Below are 16302 nucleotides of genomic sequence, written 5' to 3' on the forward strand. Positions count from 1 at the left end.
CGCATCGCACCATCGCAAGCCATTGCGATTGATAAAGATAATGCCGCTCAGAACAAGCAGATCATCCACACGCGGACGGCCATGGCTCTTGGGAAAGAACGGGCGAAGACGCACCATCTGCGCCTCCGTCAGCCAGAACAGGTTGCTCATTGATCAGGTCTCCTTGCGGCGGCCTGAATCACGCAAAGGGCGTAAAATCAATGGGTCTGGAGCCTAGGATCTGGACCCACTGATTTTAGCGGCGTAGCGTGGCTGACGGCTCGAAAACCGAGCGGTGAACATGTCTGACCTTTACTAGCTAACAGACGCGCAGATGATGGCCGTGTTGGCAGCTGAGCACGGTGAGAAGCAGACGGTCATGATCGATGCGACTTACCTCAAGGCACATCGCACGGCGTCCGGTTTGGGCGCGAATAAGGGGGGCTTGGTCGTCTGATCGGTCGAATCAAGGGCGGCATGAACGCCAGGCTGCATGCCATCCGCGACAGCAAGGGCCGGCCCGATCGACGTCTTCGTCTCTGCCGGTCAGGTGAGCGATTACATTAGCGCCCGGGCTCTCCTGAGCAACCTACTGGACGTCGATCGGTTACTGAGAGACCGGGGGTACGATGCCGATTGGTTCAGAGACGCATTGCTGGACAAAGGGATACGCGCCTGCATTCCCGGCCGGAAGCAACGTAGGAAGCCCGTCCGCTACGACAAGCGGCGCTACCGGATCGAGAGCATGTTCGGCAGGCTCAAGGACGGGCGGCGCGTCGCAACACGGTATGACATGTGCCCAAAGGTCTTCTGCTCGGCCATCGCACGCGCCGCTCTCGCCATCTCCTGGCTGTGAAACTCAATTAGGCCAGAGCCCAGGCACTTACGAAACAGTCATGTCTAACTGACCGAGGACTAGTTGCTCCCAAGAAGGAGCAAGCCTATGGTTATGGCCCGAACTTTACGGCCCATAGGGCAAATAACGGACCGATTGATGGCTTCTGCTGACACATCACAGATGGAAGAGGTCACCATGGCCGGTCATGCAAGGGTGTTGCCTATCTTGACGTCCGCTCCGCTGAAAATGGACCGTCCGTGTTACGGTGCGGTAATCCGGGCCTATCAATGTACTCCCTTGCTGGAGCAGGTGATTGCGGCGCTACGGGCTCAGTCTGTTCCGCCCGATGCTATCCTAGTTGTCGACAGCTCGCGCTCAGCCGAAACTAGCGCAGCGTTTGCCTCTCTTGAGGTGACCGTCGTCCCCTATCCGGAGGGAGAGTTCAATTATTCCCGCGCTATCAACGTTGGCGTTGAGGCGAATCCCGCCCCGCTGACCTTGATTATCTCCAGCCACGTGTTGCTTGGGGCAGAAATGGTGGAGCAGGGCTGGCGCGCTGCGCAGGCTCACAACCTTGAGATCGTATTTTGGACCCCGCCCGCGCCGGGGCAGGTGGACAATGTGGGATGCATCGTTGATCGCCGCAATTTCAATGGCCGTAATGGTATTTCCAACTGTGCTGCACTTATCCCTACGCAGCGCATTCTTGACCGGCCCTACCGCGAGGAAGTCTTTGCAGCTGAGGATCAGGAATGGTCTCGCTCCTACTATGAAACCTTCAATCGAGGGGTTTTACAGTCTGCGACACACCAAATACAGTACCTAAACCCTAATCATGGGGATGGAGCCCAGAGTTGGGTAAAGCTACTTAACGAAGACTTGGCCATCGGCCTTTTTGTCAACCGGCGCGTGATAATGCCCGATCGCATCGCCACGCGATTTTTAAGGGGCGTTCTAGCCGTCCTGCGCCGTCGGCCAGAGCGGGCGCGGATGCATTTCAGCATCGCACGGGCTTATCTTATGGCAAACTTCAGGCAGCCCAAGGTCAAGTCACGCTATTTCTGAAATTTCGTTCGTCTGTTTTATAAGTTTTCCGATAGTAATGAAATACGAACAATCGATCTGGCCTGCATAATGATCGTATAATAAAGAAACTTATCTGTTCCGCCTGTATCGCCAAAGAAAGTATAATCTTGTGATTGCCAAATCCTCAACACTTGCAACTGCTCGCACCCACCAGAGCCACTTTGATGTAATAGAGCGGCTGCAAGGACTCATTGATACGGCCTTGGCGCCAAGTCTGTCCATATTAAGGGCGGAACCTTATGCCCTTCTTGATATGCCCAATTATGGCAATGTTGGTGACAGTGCGATCTGGGCTGGCGAGATGGCTTGGTTGCAGCGCAATGTCAATAAAGAGCCTTCTTATGTTTGTGAAGTTAACGCAGATATTGATGAGTTAGATAATTATTTTAAAGGGGAAACAATTCTATTGCAGGGAGGTGGTAACTTTGGAGATATTTGGCCACATTTCCAAGAATTCCGAGAGCGCATAATATTAAGATACCCTCATATGAATGTTGTGCATTTCCCGCAATCCATTCATTTCAGTGATGAAAAAGCTCTAGAAAAAACGGCTGTAAAGCTGCGGAATGCCTCGCACCTTCGTCTTCTCGTTCGTGACTTTGAAAGCTATGATCTCGCCCTAACGAATTTTGGCTGCGAAGTAACACTGTGTCCTGACATGGCTTTCGCGCTCGGCCCGTTGGAGCGGTCTGGAGAGACAGACCTTGACGTTTTGCTACTGCTTCGTACCGACAAGGAGAGCATGCGCAAGACAGTCCCGATTGAGGATTTGCCGGCAGGCTGGGAACAAGCCGACTGGCTGGACGACGATCCGGACATGCACAGACGCGCCCTGTTCAACACACGAGCCTCTGCCGTGTTGAGCCTCAACGTACAAAAACTGTCCAAGCTGTCGCGCCGCAAGCACTACTACGAGCAAGTTTCCAAAGATCGTATGGAGCGGGGGACGAAGTTGCTGTCGCGGGCAAAGTTCATTATTACGGACCGGCTGCACGTCCACATTGTCTCGACCCTGATGGGTATTCCCCACTGTTTTCTTGATAACAGCTACGGCAAGATTTTGCGGTTTTCCAAGGCATTCGACACGCGGTGGACTGGAAGCCACCACGCATCGTCGCTCTCTGATGCCATGGCCTGTGCACGCCACTGGCTGGCGGAAAAGGACGCCGCATCGTGAGCTGGGAACGTAAGGGACTGCCCGCTTACGTTCTGAATTTCGCCTCTGAAACCGTACTGCCGGACCATGCGACGTTCGATCAGACCTTGGCGCAACCAGTGGTTTGCTGTGAGTGAGGTCCGGTCCAAGCTTGCGACTGGGGCCGCTTGGGTTATCGGCGCGCGTCTTCTAAGCAACTTCGCCGCTTTCGTCGGCATGCTCGCACTTGCGCGGCTTCTGCTGCCCGAAGATTTCGGTATCGTGGCGATCGCCCTGACCGCCACGGCAATCGTAAGTTCTCTCACAGAGATATCGGTAAGCGCGGCCCTCGTGCATTTGCGCAAGGTGGAGGAGGATCACTTTCACTCTGCCTGGACGCTCAGCATGGCCCGTAGCCTCGTGCTTTCGGTAATTCTTGCCGGGCTTGCCTGGCCCATTACCTGGGCCTATGGCGACGCCCGGTTGCTTCCGCTCATGCTTGTTATGGCCGGAATCACGATGATCTCAGGCTTTGCCAATCCCCGGCTTGCACTATTCGCACGCGAACTTTCCTTCTGGCAGGATGCAACGCTCAACCTTGGCGGTCGGGTCACCGGTCTGGTCGTCTCCATTTCAATCGCATGGGCATTTCGCAGCTACTGGGCCATCGTGGCTGGACAGGCTGCAACAGTGGCATGCACGATCGTGCTGGGCTATCTGCTCTTGCCGTATCGCCCCCGAATTAGATTCTATGACTTGCGGCGGATGTTCTCGTTCTCAGCGTGGCTCTCACTTCAGCAAGCTATCAATACGTTGAACTGGAGGTCTGACCCGCTCCTCATCAGCTTCTTTGCCGGGCCTATGGCGCTTGGACATTATACGGTAGGCGATAACCTCGCGAGCCTGCCCACGCGTGAGGCATTGTCGCCGCTGTCAAATATGCTCTTCCCAGGCCTTTCACGCGTGTCAGATGACCCAACAGCGCTTCGTGCGGCCTACATACGGGTGCAAAGCCTTCTCAGCATGGTGGCCTTTCCCATGGGCTTCGGCCTTGCGATGGTGGCCGAACCAATGATGATGCTTGCTCTAGGTGAGCGTTGGGCGCCGGCCGTGCCGATCGTGCAGGTCCTGGCCGGCATCTTTGCTGTCCAAACCCTATCCTCTGCGCTTCAGCCGCTTGCCATGGCCATGGGGCAGACGCGGCTGCTTTTTCTGCGCGACTGTATAAACTTTGCCATTCGCGTGCCTCTGATGGTGGCCGGCGTGATGTTGGGCGGACTTATGGGTGCGGTGTTTGCCCGCTGCTTGAGCGGGCTCATCAGCACTGCCATCGGGGTGAGCCTCGTAAACCGTCTCCTCAGCATAAGCCCCCTAGAGCAGTTCCGCGCCAACCTTCGCACAATCCTAGCCACCCTTGTTATGACATGCGGCGTTGGCCTAGGCCTCTTGGCTGCTGCTCCGATCACGCTTGGCAATGGGTTGCAGGTTGCTGGTACGGTTGTCATCGGCGCGGCGCTTTACGTGGGCACGTTGCTTGTGTCCTGGCATATTGCTGGTCGGCCGCATGGTCCCGAGCTCGATTTCCTGCAAATTGCTGCCCGTGCCTTTCCACCATTGCGCCGTTTTGCTGCGCCTTGATCGTTACGAGACGGGGCTCGTCCTATGGCAGGATAGGCTTGCCACGGCATCTCTGTCGGAAATCTGCCTTAGGCGTCGAACTGAATAGCGCCTGATCCTTCGAACGCTGCTTTGGCTCATCCGACATTGCGCGCGAAGCAGGTCAGCGGATTGCGGCCTGTGTCGCCATCCTCTACCGCATCGCCGGATCGCGTGGCGCAGTGTCCCTGCTGCGCAGGCGTGACCACCAATAGGCATACATGCCCTTGATGCTGTATCGGATCTTGTCTGTCATCGTGAACCCGAATTCCGGCATGAAACGATTTTCGTTCCGGATCCACTCTCCGGGAAGTTTCTTCAAGTCCCAGTATAGTTGCCGACAGATATTCGGATGGGAGAAAATATATTTTGCGTATAGCGCGCCGCCACCGATCGAATAGTTGCGGAACAAGTTATAACCATCCTCCACTTTCTTGCGGCCGTGGAAATGGTGGATCTTAAGATCCGGAGCGTATTCAATTTCGAACCCGTGGATATAGGCGCGAAAAATATAATCGGTATCCTCGCCTCCGGGAATACTCGAACCGGCGCCGAGCGCGGTGTCGAACGGCCCGATTTTGTCTACCAAGGTTCTTCGCATCATCATGTTGCAACCCAGCAGGGAGTTGCCCAAATTCTCGTGACGGCTCGATGAGCGTTTTCGGCTCCACGACTGGCGCGCAGCCTCGGTCTTGATTGTCAGCGGCTGGTCGGTAGGATCGCCCAGAAACACCGATCCGCCCCGAAGAACGGGATCGGTGTCTCGAGCATCATGGACCAAGGCGTTTGCAATATAATTCGCGTCCATAATGCAATCATCGTCGATCATCAGAAGCAGTGCGCCGACGGCATGGGACAGGCCGCAATTTCGCGCATATGAAAGCCCTTTCTGCGGCTCGAATACGATACGAAGTGTGCAGTCAGGATGTTCGGTGTGCCAGGTCGCGACCGCATCTTGTGTATTGTCGGTCGAGTTATTGTCGACGATCAGAATTTCGACATCGGCTTGGGGTGCCGCATGAATTGCTTGCAGGATCGAGGTCAGGCAAGGGATCAGCGCCGCAGAACGATTATACGTGCAAATGATGACAGAAGCGGTCTTTGCCATTATAAAACCTTTTGTTTTTTGTGCGAACAAGGACCTGCAGGCATCAAGGCTGATGGGAAAACCCGTTCAGCCTGTCTTGATCTTGATCATGTCACGATATGACAAGCAGGCACGCCACCCTGAGATTATCGACTGCTCTGTAGCAGAGAGGCAAGGGCTATGCCAATGGCTTGAGCGCCGCCCGCATTGCTGTTCTGACAGTGGCGTCCTTAATCGGCCCGTTGCGGCGGAACACGCAACCCGGAGATTGTGCCTCTCATATGTTCTGTGACGGTGTAATCCACAGGGACAGTATGTGAACACATAGTTATGAAAATGGGAGCGACGGCGTTTGGCGCTGCCGGCGCGCACCACCGGCAGCGCACCTTGGCCCACGGATACAGTCAGCGACAATACAGCTCTCAGGCAGATGGCTGGGTTCGTTGAGAACTTGCTGCTGTTGAGTGGGCCGTCCTCAGTTCAGCACCCTGAGCCGGCTGCAGAAGACGCTGCAGATCACATGCCCAGGACCAAGGGGGCTCGCCGCACCTGCTGATCGACAGCACAGGTACCACCATCGAAGCTGTGTCGAGGCCGGAATGCATCGTCTGAAGCTGCTGGGCCAGTACCTGGCCGCCCGGGACTTTGACCGTCGGGTGCCCCAGCTTCGGATCCGTGTCGCCGTGCTGAACGGCGACACCGCGCTTGGCATGCCCGTCACAGAAGCCGGGAATGGGTCTGCCGGGAAAAAGGGGTCATCCGGCCTGCAGCGATTTGTGCAACAAAGCCATCCCACCCCTCAAACCGCAGTCACGGAGCAATGGCTTTTGAAAAACCGGATCAGTTCCCGAGGCGGGACAATTCGCGACTGTTTAGAGATCCATCGCCGTTACGATCAAGACGCTTGAACTGTTGTGACGTATTCGAACGATCAGCCCGCTGATCACGATCGCTCCTGTTGGCGAACTCTTGGCGGCTGATTTGACCATCACGGTTTGCATCAAGACGCTGCATCATGTTTTCCGAACTTGGACGGTGGCCGTCGTCGCGCTGGTTTGCACTGGCGGCACCTGCTGCACCAAGCAGCATGATTGTGAAGACGGCGATTTTCATTTTTGACATTAGGGTTACCTTTATTCGGCATTCATCATTTGGCGGGCACACACCCCGTCTAGCCGACTGATAGTAAACACAGGCCCCACGGTCTGTTTGGCATATGTTTGGGGTTGAGCCAGAGCCCGGAGAATGAGTCAGGTGTTCCGCGTGCGGGTCTGATGGGGTGCATTTTTCCGGATCCTCGGGACGTCCGCCAGCAGGGTCAGCCCTGTGGAAGTACTTTCAGCAGTCTTGTCAGATCGTCAGAGACCTCTACGCAGCCTCAATCATTCTGGTATACTAGAATTCCAAGAGTGAGAGGACTCTTGGAGTATCTGCTGACAGCTGGGAGGCCCCGCGTGAAATATAAGTTTTTGAAATATATAGGAACGGTTGCAGTTTTTGGCATGGCTTTGCCTGCCTCTGCTCAGGATGCATGCGAGGCGTCGCGTCAGCTGACGATCGTTTCGGCAACTGACGAGGGCTTATATGAGGAAACGCATGGCCCGGAAAAGTCCATCGATGGAGACATGGACGCAGACTCTCGCTGGTCAAGTGAATCACAAGGTGGTGCGCGCACGCTGCTGCTTGACCTTGGAGCACAGCAAACGCTGACCTCGCTTGATATAGCGTTCTTCAAGGGGGATGAGCGCAAGACGCGCTTTGCCGTCGAGGCCTCTGTTGATGGCGAGACCTATGAAACTGTCATTCCGGAACGGCAATCAGGTGGCACGACGGCAGATCTCGAACCGTTTGCGCTGGACGGTGTAGAGGCGCAATTTATTCGCCTGACAGCCAAGGGCAACGAGAGCAACAACTGGAACTCCATCGTTGAAATCGTGGCGATGGGCTGCGGAGAAGAGGTTTCTGCACCTGCACAGGCCGTGCTGACCGAGCGCCGCAGCCGAGGCATGTTCGGCCTTGATCCTGATGCGGCTCCCGGAGAGAATTTTGATCTGGCCGGATGGTATGTCACGACGCCGGCTGACGACGACAGCGATGGGCTGTCCGACAGCGTCTATGAGAATGAACTGGCTGCTGGTTGGACCGATCCGCGCTTTTTCTTTACCGACCCTGCTACCGGGGGCATGGTTTTCCGAACGACCCCTGCGGGGGCGAAAACCTCTGCCAATACCAACTACACGCGGTCCGAACTGCGCGGCATGCTGCGCCGCGGTGATGAAAGCATCGCGACCCGCCTTGATGGTGGTTATCCCAACGCGAACAACTGGGTCTTTTCCTCTGCGCCTAAGGCGGCACAGGAGGCCGCTGGCGGTGTGGACGGCGTGATGCGGGCGACGCTGGCAGTCAATCAGGTCACGCGACTTGGCAAGGACTATCAGATCGGACGCGTCATCATTGGTCAGATCCATGCCAAGGACGATGAGCCAATCCGTCTGTACTATCGCAAGCTGCCACAGAACAAATACGGCTCCATCTACTATGCGCACGAGCCCGTCACGGGGCGGGAGGAGTTGGTCGAACTGATCGGCACCCGCGCGGATGCAGCACCGAACCCTGATGACGGCATCGCCCTGGACGAAGTTTTCAGCTATGAAATCGAAGCCAGAGGCATGGCCGAAGGGGATGCGATCATCCCGATGCTGCACGTCAAGATCATCCGAGATGATGGGACAGAGGTTGTTGCCGAACCTTTCGACATGCGCGACAGCGGGTTCAGTGTGGAGGACGAGTTCATGTTCTTCAAGGCCGGGGCTTATACGCAGAACAACTCCAGCCCCGACCCGGACAGGGATTTTGATCGCGTGACCTTCTATGCGCTCGAATACGCTCATGATGCGCCTCCGGGCACCGAAGCGGAGTGATCGCGTAACCGTTTTGGAAGAGCGTTCTGCCTATCTGTCCTGATCTTGTCGTCAGGACAGATAGGTTCAGGCCCGTCCTGACCGCAGGGTTTCCGCCGGATTCCTGACATGCAGGCGTCTTTTCATGGCAAGCACGGTCTGAATTATTTTAATCGAATCAAATATATGGAGACAGAAAGGCTTTGTGCATCTGTCATGCCATGGGCTGTCGAACCAGAATTTAGTGCTCCGAACGGATTTTTAAGACCGCACCCCGGAGGAACATTCCAAAAGACCGATCCTGGATGTTCCACACGTTTAGGTTGTTCATAATGCCTGAATGTTCGCTGTTCGGACCGAAGCTTACGGCCGATCGTCGAGAACGACCTGTTGAAATCCATTGCCCGTCAACCTGAAAGCCCGCGTTAGCGACCAAGGCATGAAACCCTTTGGCGGCTAACTTTCTGTAAACAAACCACGGCTATATCGAGAAGGTTCTGACCCCTTCATCAAGGGGTCCCCATACATAACATAGTCCTTGAGAGGCTATCACCATGACGGAAACGGACTTCTCGGGACTTCTTGCGATACGGATGCGCGCCGCGCGATTCATGCTTTTATACCTTTGGGCACATCTGCCGCTGTCTGTGCTTTTGGCTCTCGCCATAGGCAATGGCAGTTTGGTTGCCCCTGCTGCAATCGCGATAATTGCAGGATGCGCGACACTTGATTGGCGCCGGACGAACGGCGGTCACAGCACTCAAATCACTTTGGCTGTCGGCCTGGGGCTGACGGTCGGGTTCATGGTCTATCAGCTTACCGGTCACCCGTGGCAGATAGACATGCACATGTACTTCTTTGCCGCTTTTGCGACCGTGGGTGTCTTTTGCAGTTGGAGGCCATTGGTGGCCTATGCAGGCGTCGTGGCGGCCTACCATCTGCTGATCAATCTGCTTTTGCCTGAAGCGATCTTCCCGGGCTCCGGAGATCTTGAACGGGTGCTGCTGCATGCTGTCATCCTGATCGTGCAGGCCGCTGTCCTCATCTGGCTGGCGCATCGACAGACACAGGCTTTCGCCAATTCAGGGAACGCGATTGTCGCTGCGCGTGGCGCCGAAGCCGAGGCTGAACGACTGGCTGCTGACCAGCGCCTGACATCTGCCAATGCCGCTGAAACGGCTGCGCGTCAGGCGGCCGTCCAAAACCGGGTTGTAAAAGAGATCTCCGAAGGTCTTGCCCGGCTTGCCACAGGCAATCTGACAACGGCGATCCATAGCCCTGCTTCTGATCCGTTTCCTTTCGAATACGAAGCTCTTCGCGAAAGTTACAACACTGTCCTGCAGCAACTGGGCCAGGTCATGACGGAAATTGAAGCCGTCGCTGATGGTGTCCGGGCAGGCTCTGACGAAATCGATCAGGCGGCACAGCATTTGGCTGTACGAGCTGAAACGCAGGCTGCAACCCTTGAGCAGTCAGCTGCTGCCATGCAGCAGCTGACAACGAGCGTAAAGAGTTCAGCCTTGCGCATATCCGAAGCTGAAAGCGCGGGGAGTGAAAATCATGCCCAGGCTGATAATGGCGCAAACATCGTCAAAGATGCCATCGAGGCGATGCGTGCAATCGAAAACAGTGCGGAAAAGATCACGAGCATTATCGATGTGATCGAGAATATTTCATTCCAGACCAACCTTTTGGCCCTGAACGCAGGGGTGGAGGCAGCACGTGCTGGCGATGCCGGAAGAGGTTTTGCCGTCGTGGCCTCTGAGGTTCGGGGACTGGCGCAACGGTCTTCGGATTCAGCGCGTGAGATCAGAGCCCTGATTGCAGAAAGTGCCAGGCACGTGCAGGCAGGCTCACTTCTGGTGGAAAAAACCGGAGGCAGTCTGGAGGGTATTTTGAAGATTGCGGTTAATGTCCAAGCCATGATGAAAGAGATATCTGCGTCTTCGCAAGAGCAATCTGTCGGGTTGGCGGAAATAAATTCCGGTATCATTCAGTTGGATCAGGTGACTCAGCAAAACGCAGCAGTCGCAGAAGAAACGAATGCTGCAGCAAGTTCGCTGAAACAGAAAGCAGCGGAACTGCTTCGCGTCATCAGTCGACTTCAGAATAAATCCTCAACCACTTCAGGAATGGCAAAGCCTGATCTGGTCGTCATAGCTGGCAAAAGACGATACTGAACAAGAAGCCATTCATTCAGTTTCGTATACGTCAAACGATACGGCGTGAATTTTATATAAAAAACAAAAAAACTAATGGCAGCAGGTTTCCCGGGAAAGGGAATGCCCTGCTGCCATCAATTTTCCGACGTATAGCGGCAACTGCAGTTTTAAAAAAACACCATTAAATCACTTTGGCAGGCGCCTTTCTGGCAGAAAGCACCAAAAGGACACCGATGCCAAACACGATCCCGCCCGTCAGGCCAAAGCCCATCAATGCAGCGCCGCGCCCACCGGGTTGCGGAATCAGCGGCAACAGGAAGATCGTTGCCCCATAGATCAGGGCAAGCACTCCCAGCTTGTTACGTTGTTCTAGGTCCGAAGCCGTCGCGCCAGCGGGTGATACGACAGGCGTAGCAATGTCTTCAAAGAAATGATCAACCTCCTGATCGCGTCCAACAGGCAGGCCCCGATAGAACAGTCGGGACATGAAGAAGAAACCTGTCGTCACGACCAGGTGCAGTGCCATCGAAATGGTAAAGACAAGATCGCTGCTTTCGCGGCCGGTAAAGTCGATACCGGTCAAACTTCCCACCAGATCAGGAGTGAGCAGATATTTTGACACCAGCGACACGGCAAGGCCCACGATCACTGTGGCCCATGGTGCCCAGTCAGGGACACGACGGACAAAGATCGCCAGGAAAAGCGGGATCAGGATGGGCATCTGAATCAGGCTGCCCATCTGCAGCATGATATCGAACAGGCTGATATTCTGCAAAGATGAGATGAAAAGGCTGACAAGGATGATCGCGATTCCGAACAGGAAGGTGATGAACTTGCCAGCGATGATCAGTTCGGCATTGCTTGCTTTGCCCCTCTTGATCACCGGCTGGTAAAAGTTCATGCACATGATCCCGGCACTGCGGTTCAGGCCCGTATCCATGGACGACATGGTTGCCGAGAACATCGCGGCGATCATGATCCCCACCATTCCGACCGGCATGGCAATATCGACAAAGGCCAGATAGGCGGCATCAGATGCCTTGTTGCCCAAGGTCGGATACATGGCACCCAGGTCGACATCCATCACGGCTGTCGCCATCGGTGGCAGGAACCAGATGAACGCGCCCGCGAACATCAGCACAGAGGCCAGCAGTGCCGCCTTTCGGGCGTTCACGCTGTCCTTGGCCATAAGATAGCGCGAGGCATCGTACAGGTTGTTGGTGCTGAAGATCTGCTTGGTGATCGACATCAGGCACCAGACGACAAACAAGCCTACATAGTTCACGTCATTGGTCAGCAAATGGCCAGGGAACTGGGTGATGACGTTGCCCACCCCATAATCGACGGCCACAAAGGCCGTAGCTGCAATGGAGATCGCCATGATGACCAGCATCTGGACATAGTCGCTGGCCACGACGGCCCAGGCTCCGCCCGTCAGCGACACGAACATCACGATCAGGCCGGTGATCGCAATCGTCCATTCGATACTGACCCCGAACACGGCAGACGTGAAAATGGCCAACCCGTTCAGCCAGATACCGGCCTGGATGACGCCAAGCGGAACCTGTGCCCATGTAAAGAACTGTTCGTTGACGGGGCCATAACGGCGCCGGATCGCATCGACAGGCGTAATGCATCGCGTCTGGCGGAAAATCTCTGCAACCAACAGGAAAGATACGAAATATCCGACCGCATTCCCGATGAAGATGACAGCCACGGACAACCCGTCAGAGTATGCCTTTCCCGCAGCCCCGGTAAACGTCCAGGCGCTGAACTGGACCATGAAGGCGCTGGCCCCGGTCATCCACCACAGTATCTTGCCGCCGCCACGGAAATATTCGCTAGGATCCTTGGACTTGCCACTGAACATGAAGCCGATGGCGACAATGAAGACGAGGTAGAGAGCGACCAGCGCAAAGTCGACCCGGCGTTCAAATATCACTGAGGCAATTTCGTTTTCCATAGCTCGTTCCTCACCTTGAAATGCAGCCAGGTCTTACCCGGCCCTGCTGGCGTTCTTCAGGCGCGATTGCTGTCGTTGAACCAAGAAAATGGCCATGACATTGCGATTCGACTCCCCGGGACCGGATATGCGAACCGCAACTGGTATACTAGTAAATCTTGGTCTGATTACGCGTTCGTTCCCATAGCCGTGATGTTCGGAACAGCTTTCTTTAGTGAATTTTTTAAAAAAACTTAATATATTTCAATAACTTAATTGGGAATATGGTGGCGCAATACGCCGTGCACTTGCAAGTCTAGCCTTTAATGTCATTGAGCTTCAGAGCAAGAACAGGACGGTTGCAGCCAAAGCGATAGCCGAAAGGTATGAGCTACTCCCCGAAAATCGGACAGTGACGGAAGCTACGATCTGACTTTTTCTGGTCTCCAAGAACGAGGAGATCAGAAGTGCGGAAACGCAGGAACCATGACGCGGGATTCAATGCGCATGTTTCGCTGGAAGCGTTGAAGGGCGAGCGCACGGTGTCGGAGTTGGCACGCCGAACATGGCGTGCATCAGACGATGATTCATCAGTGGAAGAAGGCTTTGCTTGATGGTGCTGCTGACATCTTCGAGCGGGGCGGCAAGATGGCTTCTTTTGTTGATGAGGACACAGTGCGGTCTCTGCATGCCAAGATCGGGGCCTGGGCGCCGTACTCCCGAAAACTTGGTGTGATCGCGACGACGACAAGAAGCGCTAATTCAATCCCAAGGCTGCACTCCACCTGAGAAGCGGTGTTAATGCGCCGGAACGGAGAGGGGTGCGGGGGACGCGCAAGGGTTGTGGGGCGGAAGGCGTTAGGCATGATGACTATAACGGGTAGGACTAAACAGCTAGCGCCGGAGACGTCGCGCTGCGTGCGACAGCGCGCGCAGCGGCGCGGTTACCCGCCATGACGTGCTGGCGAGCAACTCGGCTTCGCGCTGTATTCCCCAGCTCTGGGCGATATTGCGTTCGGCAACCACCTTGGCAAAGTCTTCCTGCATCACATTTGTATTGCGGATCATGTCTTCAACGCGGTCGGCTAGCTGCGATAGGCTGTCGGACATTGCGGAGGGGTCGTCCAGGGTAATAGCCAGGCGCAAACGTTCCTGCATCTCGTATGTGCGCTGTTCAGTGAATTTCCGCAATTGGACCGATGCGACATGCAGCCGACGGTCCAGCGTGACCAGTTCTCCAGACTGTATATCGATTTGTTCGGTCAGGCGCGCGGTGGCCCTCTGGGCGCGGTCCAGTGCTGTACGGGCCTCAGCAAGTTGCTCATTGGCGCGCGCCTTGTCGGCTTGGTGCTGTGCGGCGGCGCCTTGCAGGTCCGATTGCAGCTCACTAACAAGGCCCATCAGATGGAAGACCTCGCGTGCACGGTGCACCGTGCGCAATGCTAGCCCATCGAACAGCGGTCCGCTTTCGTCCAGCGACTTGCGCAGCTCATCCAGCCGGTCGCGGTCGCGCGCAGGGTCGTTACCCTGCACCCAGTCATCCAGCATTGCCTTCAGCGAGGACACCATGGGCGGCAACGCCTGCCCGTCCATACCCTTGGCGGTGGTGCCCTTGAAGTGCTGCAGGCCGGCGCTGAGAAAATCGTTTATAGTCGGCGCGACCCGATCAGGCTCTTGCGGCCAGACCAGATCCAGGTCGCGACTGACCTGCTGCGCAACCGTGCGCCAGTCGTCTATCAATGCTGGAAAGCAGGTGAAGCTGCGCGGCAGGTCGCGGCTGTCGGCCTCGGCGTCCAAGACATGCCGTGTCCACAGAACCAAGCCAAAATCGATTTCGTACTCCGCCCATTGCGCCAGCGACGCTGCAACGTCCCATGGCCTGCGATGGGTGTACACCACCTTGACCTGCGCACCGACCCGGTCCAAAGCCGCACGCCAAAACGGGAGCAGACGACAGATGCGCGGGTCATTGATGATGAACAACGGTGCGTCGCCGTAATCAGCGCGCAGCGCGGCCACGGCCTCATTCAGCAGGGACGCGGTCTCGGGGGTGTCGAACCATGCTGCGGGGAAGCGGCGGGGGTCCCACCAAGTGAGTCCGGCCTGCGCCAGCAGGCGGTCGTTCAGCCCGATGATGCGATTGGATTCGAGGAACCCTTCGGCGTTCATGTCCGGAGGCAACGCCGCACCCAGATGGCCCAAAACACCGGCCAGCGCCGAGGTTCCTGACCCGTGCATCCCCAGCACGATCAACGCAGTCCTGACCGGCGGGACGGTCAAGTCGGCCTGCGGGCTGGTTGAAGTCATCTGATGCGTCTCCGGTCCGGGTCAGTGGCAGCGCGCCCCTCCTCCAGAAGAGGATCGGTCTGCCCAAAAGGCAGCGACCGACTGTCTGCATAACGGTCACTTGCCCATCGCAAATGCTAGCGAGCCATTCAAGGAAAACATGTAGGCTTCACTGCGCCAGACGCGCCTCCAAGGCATTCAGGCGGTCGCGCATCTCCGCCAGATCACGGGCCTGCCCGGCAATGATCTCTACGGCGCGCCCCAAAAGACCGTCCACAAGTTCGTCGCGCGTAGGCAGATAGTCCTGCGTCACAACGGTTCCCGCGACATCAAAGCCTGCCGCATCCGAGGCTTGGTCAAGAAGATCGCGATGCTTTGCGATAACCTGCGGCATGCTGCTATGACCCAAGAGAAGGTCAGCCTTGGCCTGTAGCCCTTGTGCCGTGGTCAACGACCTATGCCGCCCTATCGCTTCGTTGAAGGCATTTGGCAGTACCATTCCGTCGAACTGTGTGTTGAAGGCCGCTCGGAGCATCAGGTCCGTCGCATTGGGCCGGATCTGCCTACGGTCCTGCGGAATGGCCAAGGGCAGTCCAATCTGTTCGGCAAAATCAGAGACCGGGTCTACGCCCTTAATAAAAGGGCGAATTGTTACGCTATCCCCGAACAACTGCTTCCACGTCGCTACGTGACGGTACTGCTGAATCAAGCGGTCGGCCTGATCGACGAATGGTTGAACCGGCCCGTAATTCGTCTTGTGCAAGATACCCCACTGCGCACAGGCCGAAGGCAACCATGCATCGGCAGGCCTGACCCACAGAAAAAACCTTACTGTCAGAAGCTGCCGCAGCCGGTCGAAGAATGGATGCAGATGGTCGATGTTCTCGAAATACTGTTCGTTCGAGAATAGAAACCGGTCAGTGCCATCCTGCGACGCCAAGCAGGTCAATTGCTGCGCCAGCCGCTCCGCCGCAGCAGGTTGCTTATCGACAGGCAACTGTCGGAATTCCTGAAATCCCACATAGTCGCAATACTGTTCGGAAATCAGCTCCTGCCACATTCCCAAGTATCGGATCCCGGCCGACTGAAGGACATCGTTACTAGACCGCAATACATGCTGTAGTGACGTGGTGCCTGTCTTGCCCATGCCGATGTGAAAGATGACTTCGACCATAATTTCTCCATTTAACAGAACTACCGTTAAAGACGGGCAGTCTCTGGATCGCGCAAC

12 protein-coding genes and 2 pseudogenes are annotated in these 16302 nt (G+C 56.0%); 8 read left to right on the top strand and 6 right to left on the bottom strand.

What is annotated here, in order from left to right:
* The coding region (locus tag ACJJVR_RS05165) for a transposase (protein ID WP_405402799.1) at positions 1-150 on the bottom strand (150 nt) is incomplete at its 3' end.
* A 157-nt stretch (positions 151-307) separates the two neighbouring features.
* Between ACJJVR_RS05165 and ACJJVR_RS05170 the strand changes: the two are divergent.
* The 4 genes and pseudogenes from ACJJVR_RS05170 to ACJJVR_RS05185 all read left to right on the top strand — a co-directional run.
* Positions 308-835 (top strand): annotated as a pseudogene (locus ACJJVR_RS05170) (IS5 family transposase); the annotation flags it as partial.
* Between the two features lie 162 nt (positions 836-997).
* The gene (locus ACJJVR_RS05175) at positions 998-1882 is read left to right on the top strand and encodes a glycosyltransferase family 2 protein (protein WP_405402770.1); all 885 of its coding nucleotides are present in this window, start codon (positions 998-1000) and stop codon (positions 1880-1882) included.
* A gap of 130 nt (positions 1883-2012) precedes the next feature.
* Positions 2013-3080: a polysaccharide pyruvyl transferase family protein gene (locus ACJJVR_RS05180; protein ID WP_405402772.1), complete on the top strand. Its 1068-nt coding sequence runs from the start codon at positions 2013-2015 to the stop codon at positions 3078-3080.
* Positions 3081-3146: 66 nt separating this feature from the next.
* Entirely contained in the window at positions 3147-4676 is a 1530-nt protein-coding gene (locus ACJJVR_RS05185; protein WP_405402773.1) for a lipopolysaccharide biosynthesis protein, read from the top strand.
* A 172-nt stretch (positions 4677-4848) separates the two neighbouring features.
* Here the strand turns inward: ACJJVR_RS05185 and ACJJVR_RS05190 are convergent, their stop codons facing one another.
* Positions 4849-5802 (bottom strand): glycosyltransferase family 2 protein, encoded by a 954-nt coding sequence (locus ACJJVR_RS05190; protein WP_405402774.1) that lies wholly within the window; start codon positions 5800-5802, stop codon positions 4849-4851.
* Positions 5803-6350: 548 nt separating this feature from the next.
* Here ACJJVR_RS05190 and ACJJVR_RS05195 point away from each other — a divergent pair.
* Positions 6351-6509 (top strand): annotated as a pseudogene (locus tag ACJJVR_RS05195) (IS5/IS1182 family transposase); the annotation flags it as partial.
* Between the two features lie 112 nt (positions 6510-6621).
* Here ACJJVR_RS05195 and ACJJVR_RS05200 read toward each other — a convergent pair.
* Positions 6622-6894, bottom strand: a complete 273-nt coding sequence (locus ACJJVR_RS05200; RefSeq protein WP_405402775.1) for a hypothetical protein — start codon at positions 6892-6894, stop codon at positions 6622-6624.
* A gap of 341 nt (positions 6895-7235) precedes the next feature.
* Here ACJJVR_RS05200 and ACJJVR_RS05205 point away from each other — a divergent pair, with 341 nt between their 5' ends.
* Positions 7236-8702 (top strand): polysaccharide lyase family 7 protein, encoded by a 1467-nt coding sequence (locus ACJJVR_RS05205; RefSeq protein ID WP_405402776.1) that lies wholly within the window; start codon positions 7236-7238, stop codon positions 8700-8702.
* 533 nt (positions 8703-9235) lie between these two features.
* A complete protein-coding gene (locus tag ACJJVR_RS05210; protein WP_405402778.1) occupies positions 9236-10861 on the top strand; it encodes a methyl-accepting chemotaxis protein in 1626 nt (541 codons plus the stop codon).
* A gap of 163 nt (positions 10862-11024) precedes the next feature.
* Here ACJJVR_RS05210 and ACJJVR_RS05215 read toward each other — a convergent pair whose 3' ends face one another.
* Complete coding sequence (locus ACJJVR_RS05215; RefSeq protein WP_405402780.1) at positions 11025-12806, bottom strand: sodium:solute symporter family transporter; 1782 nt, start codon at positions 12804-12806, stop codon at positions 11025-11027.
* Between the two features lie 549 nt (positions 12807-13355).
* Here ACJJVR_RS05215 and ACJJVR_RS05220 point away from each other — a divergent pair.
* Positions 13356-13574: a hypothetical protein gene (locus ACJJVR_RS05220; RefSeq protein ID WP_405402781.1), complete on the top strand. Its 219-nt coding sequence runs from the start codon at positions 13356-13358 to the stop codon at positions 13572-13574.
* Between the two features lie 105 nt (positions 13575-13679).
* Here the strand turns inward: ACJJVR_RS05220 and ACJJVR_RS05225 are convergent, their stop codons facing one another.
* Positions 13680-15038: a hypothetical protein gene (locus tag ACJJVR_RS05225; RefSeq protein WP_405402783.1), complete on the bottom strand. Its 1359-nt coding sequence runs from the start codon at positions 15036-15038 to the stop codon at positions 13680-13682.
* Positions 15039-15240: 202 nt separating this feature from the next.
* The gene (locus ACJJVR_RS05230; protein WP_405402784.1) at positions 15241-16245 is read right to left on the bottom strand and encodes a hypothetical protein; all 1005 of its coding nucleotides are present in this window, start codon (positions 16243-16245) and stop codon (positions 15241-15243) included.
* Between the last annotated feature and the right edge of the window lie 57 nt (positions 16246-16302).

This window comes from Paracoccus sp. Ld10 (genome assembly GCF_045064235.1).
Lineage (GTDB): Bacteria > Pseudomonadota > Alphaproteobacteria > Rhodobacterales > Rhodobacteraceae > Paracoccus.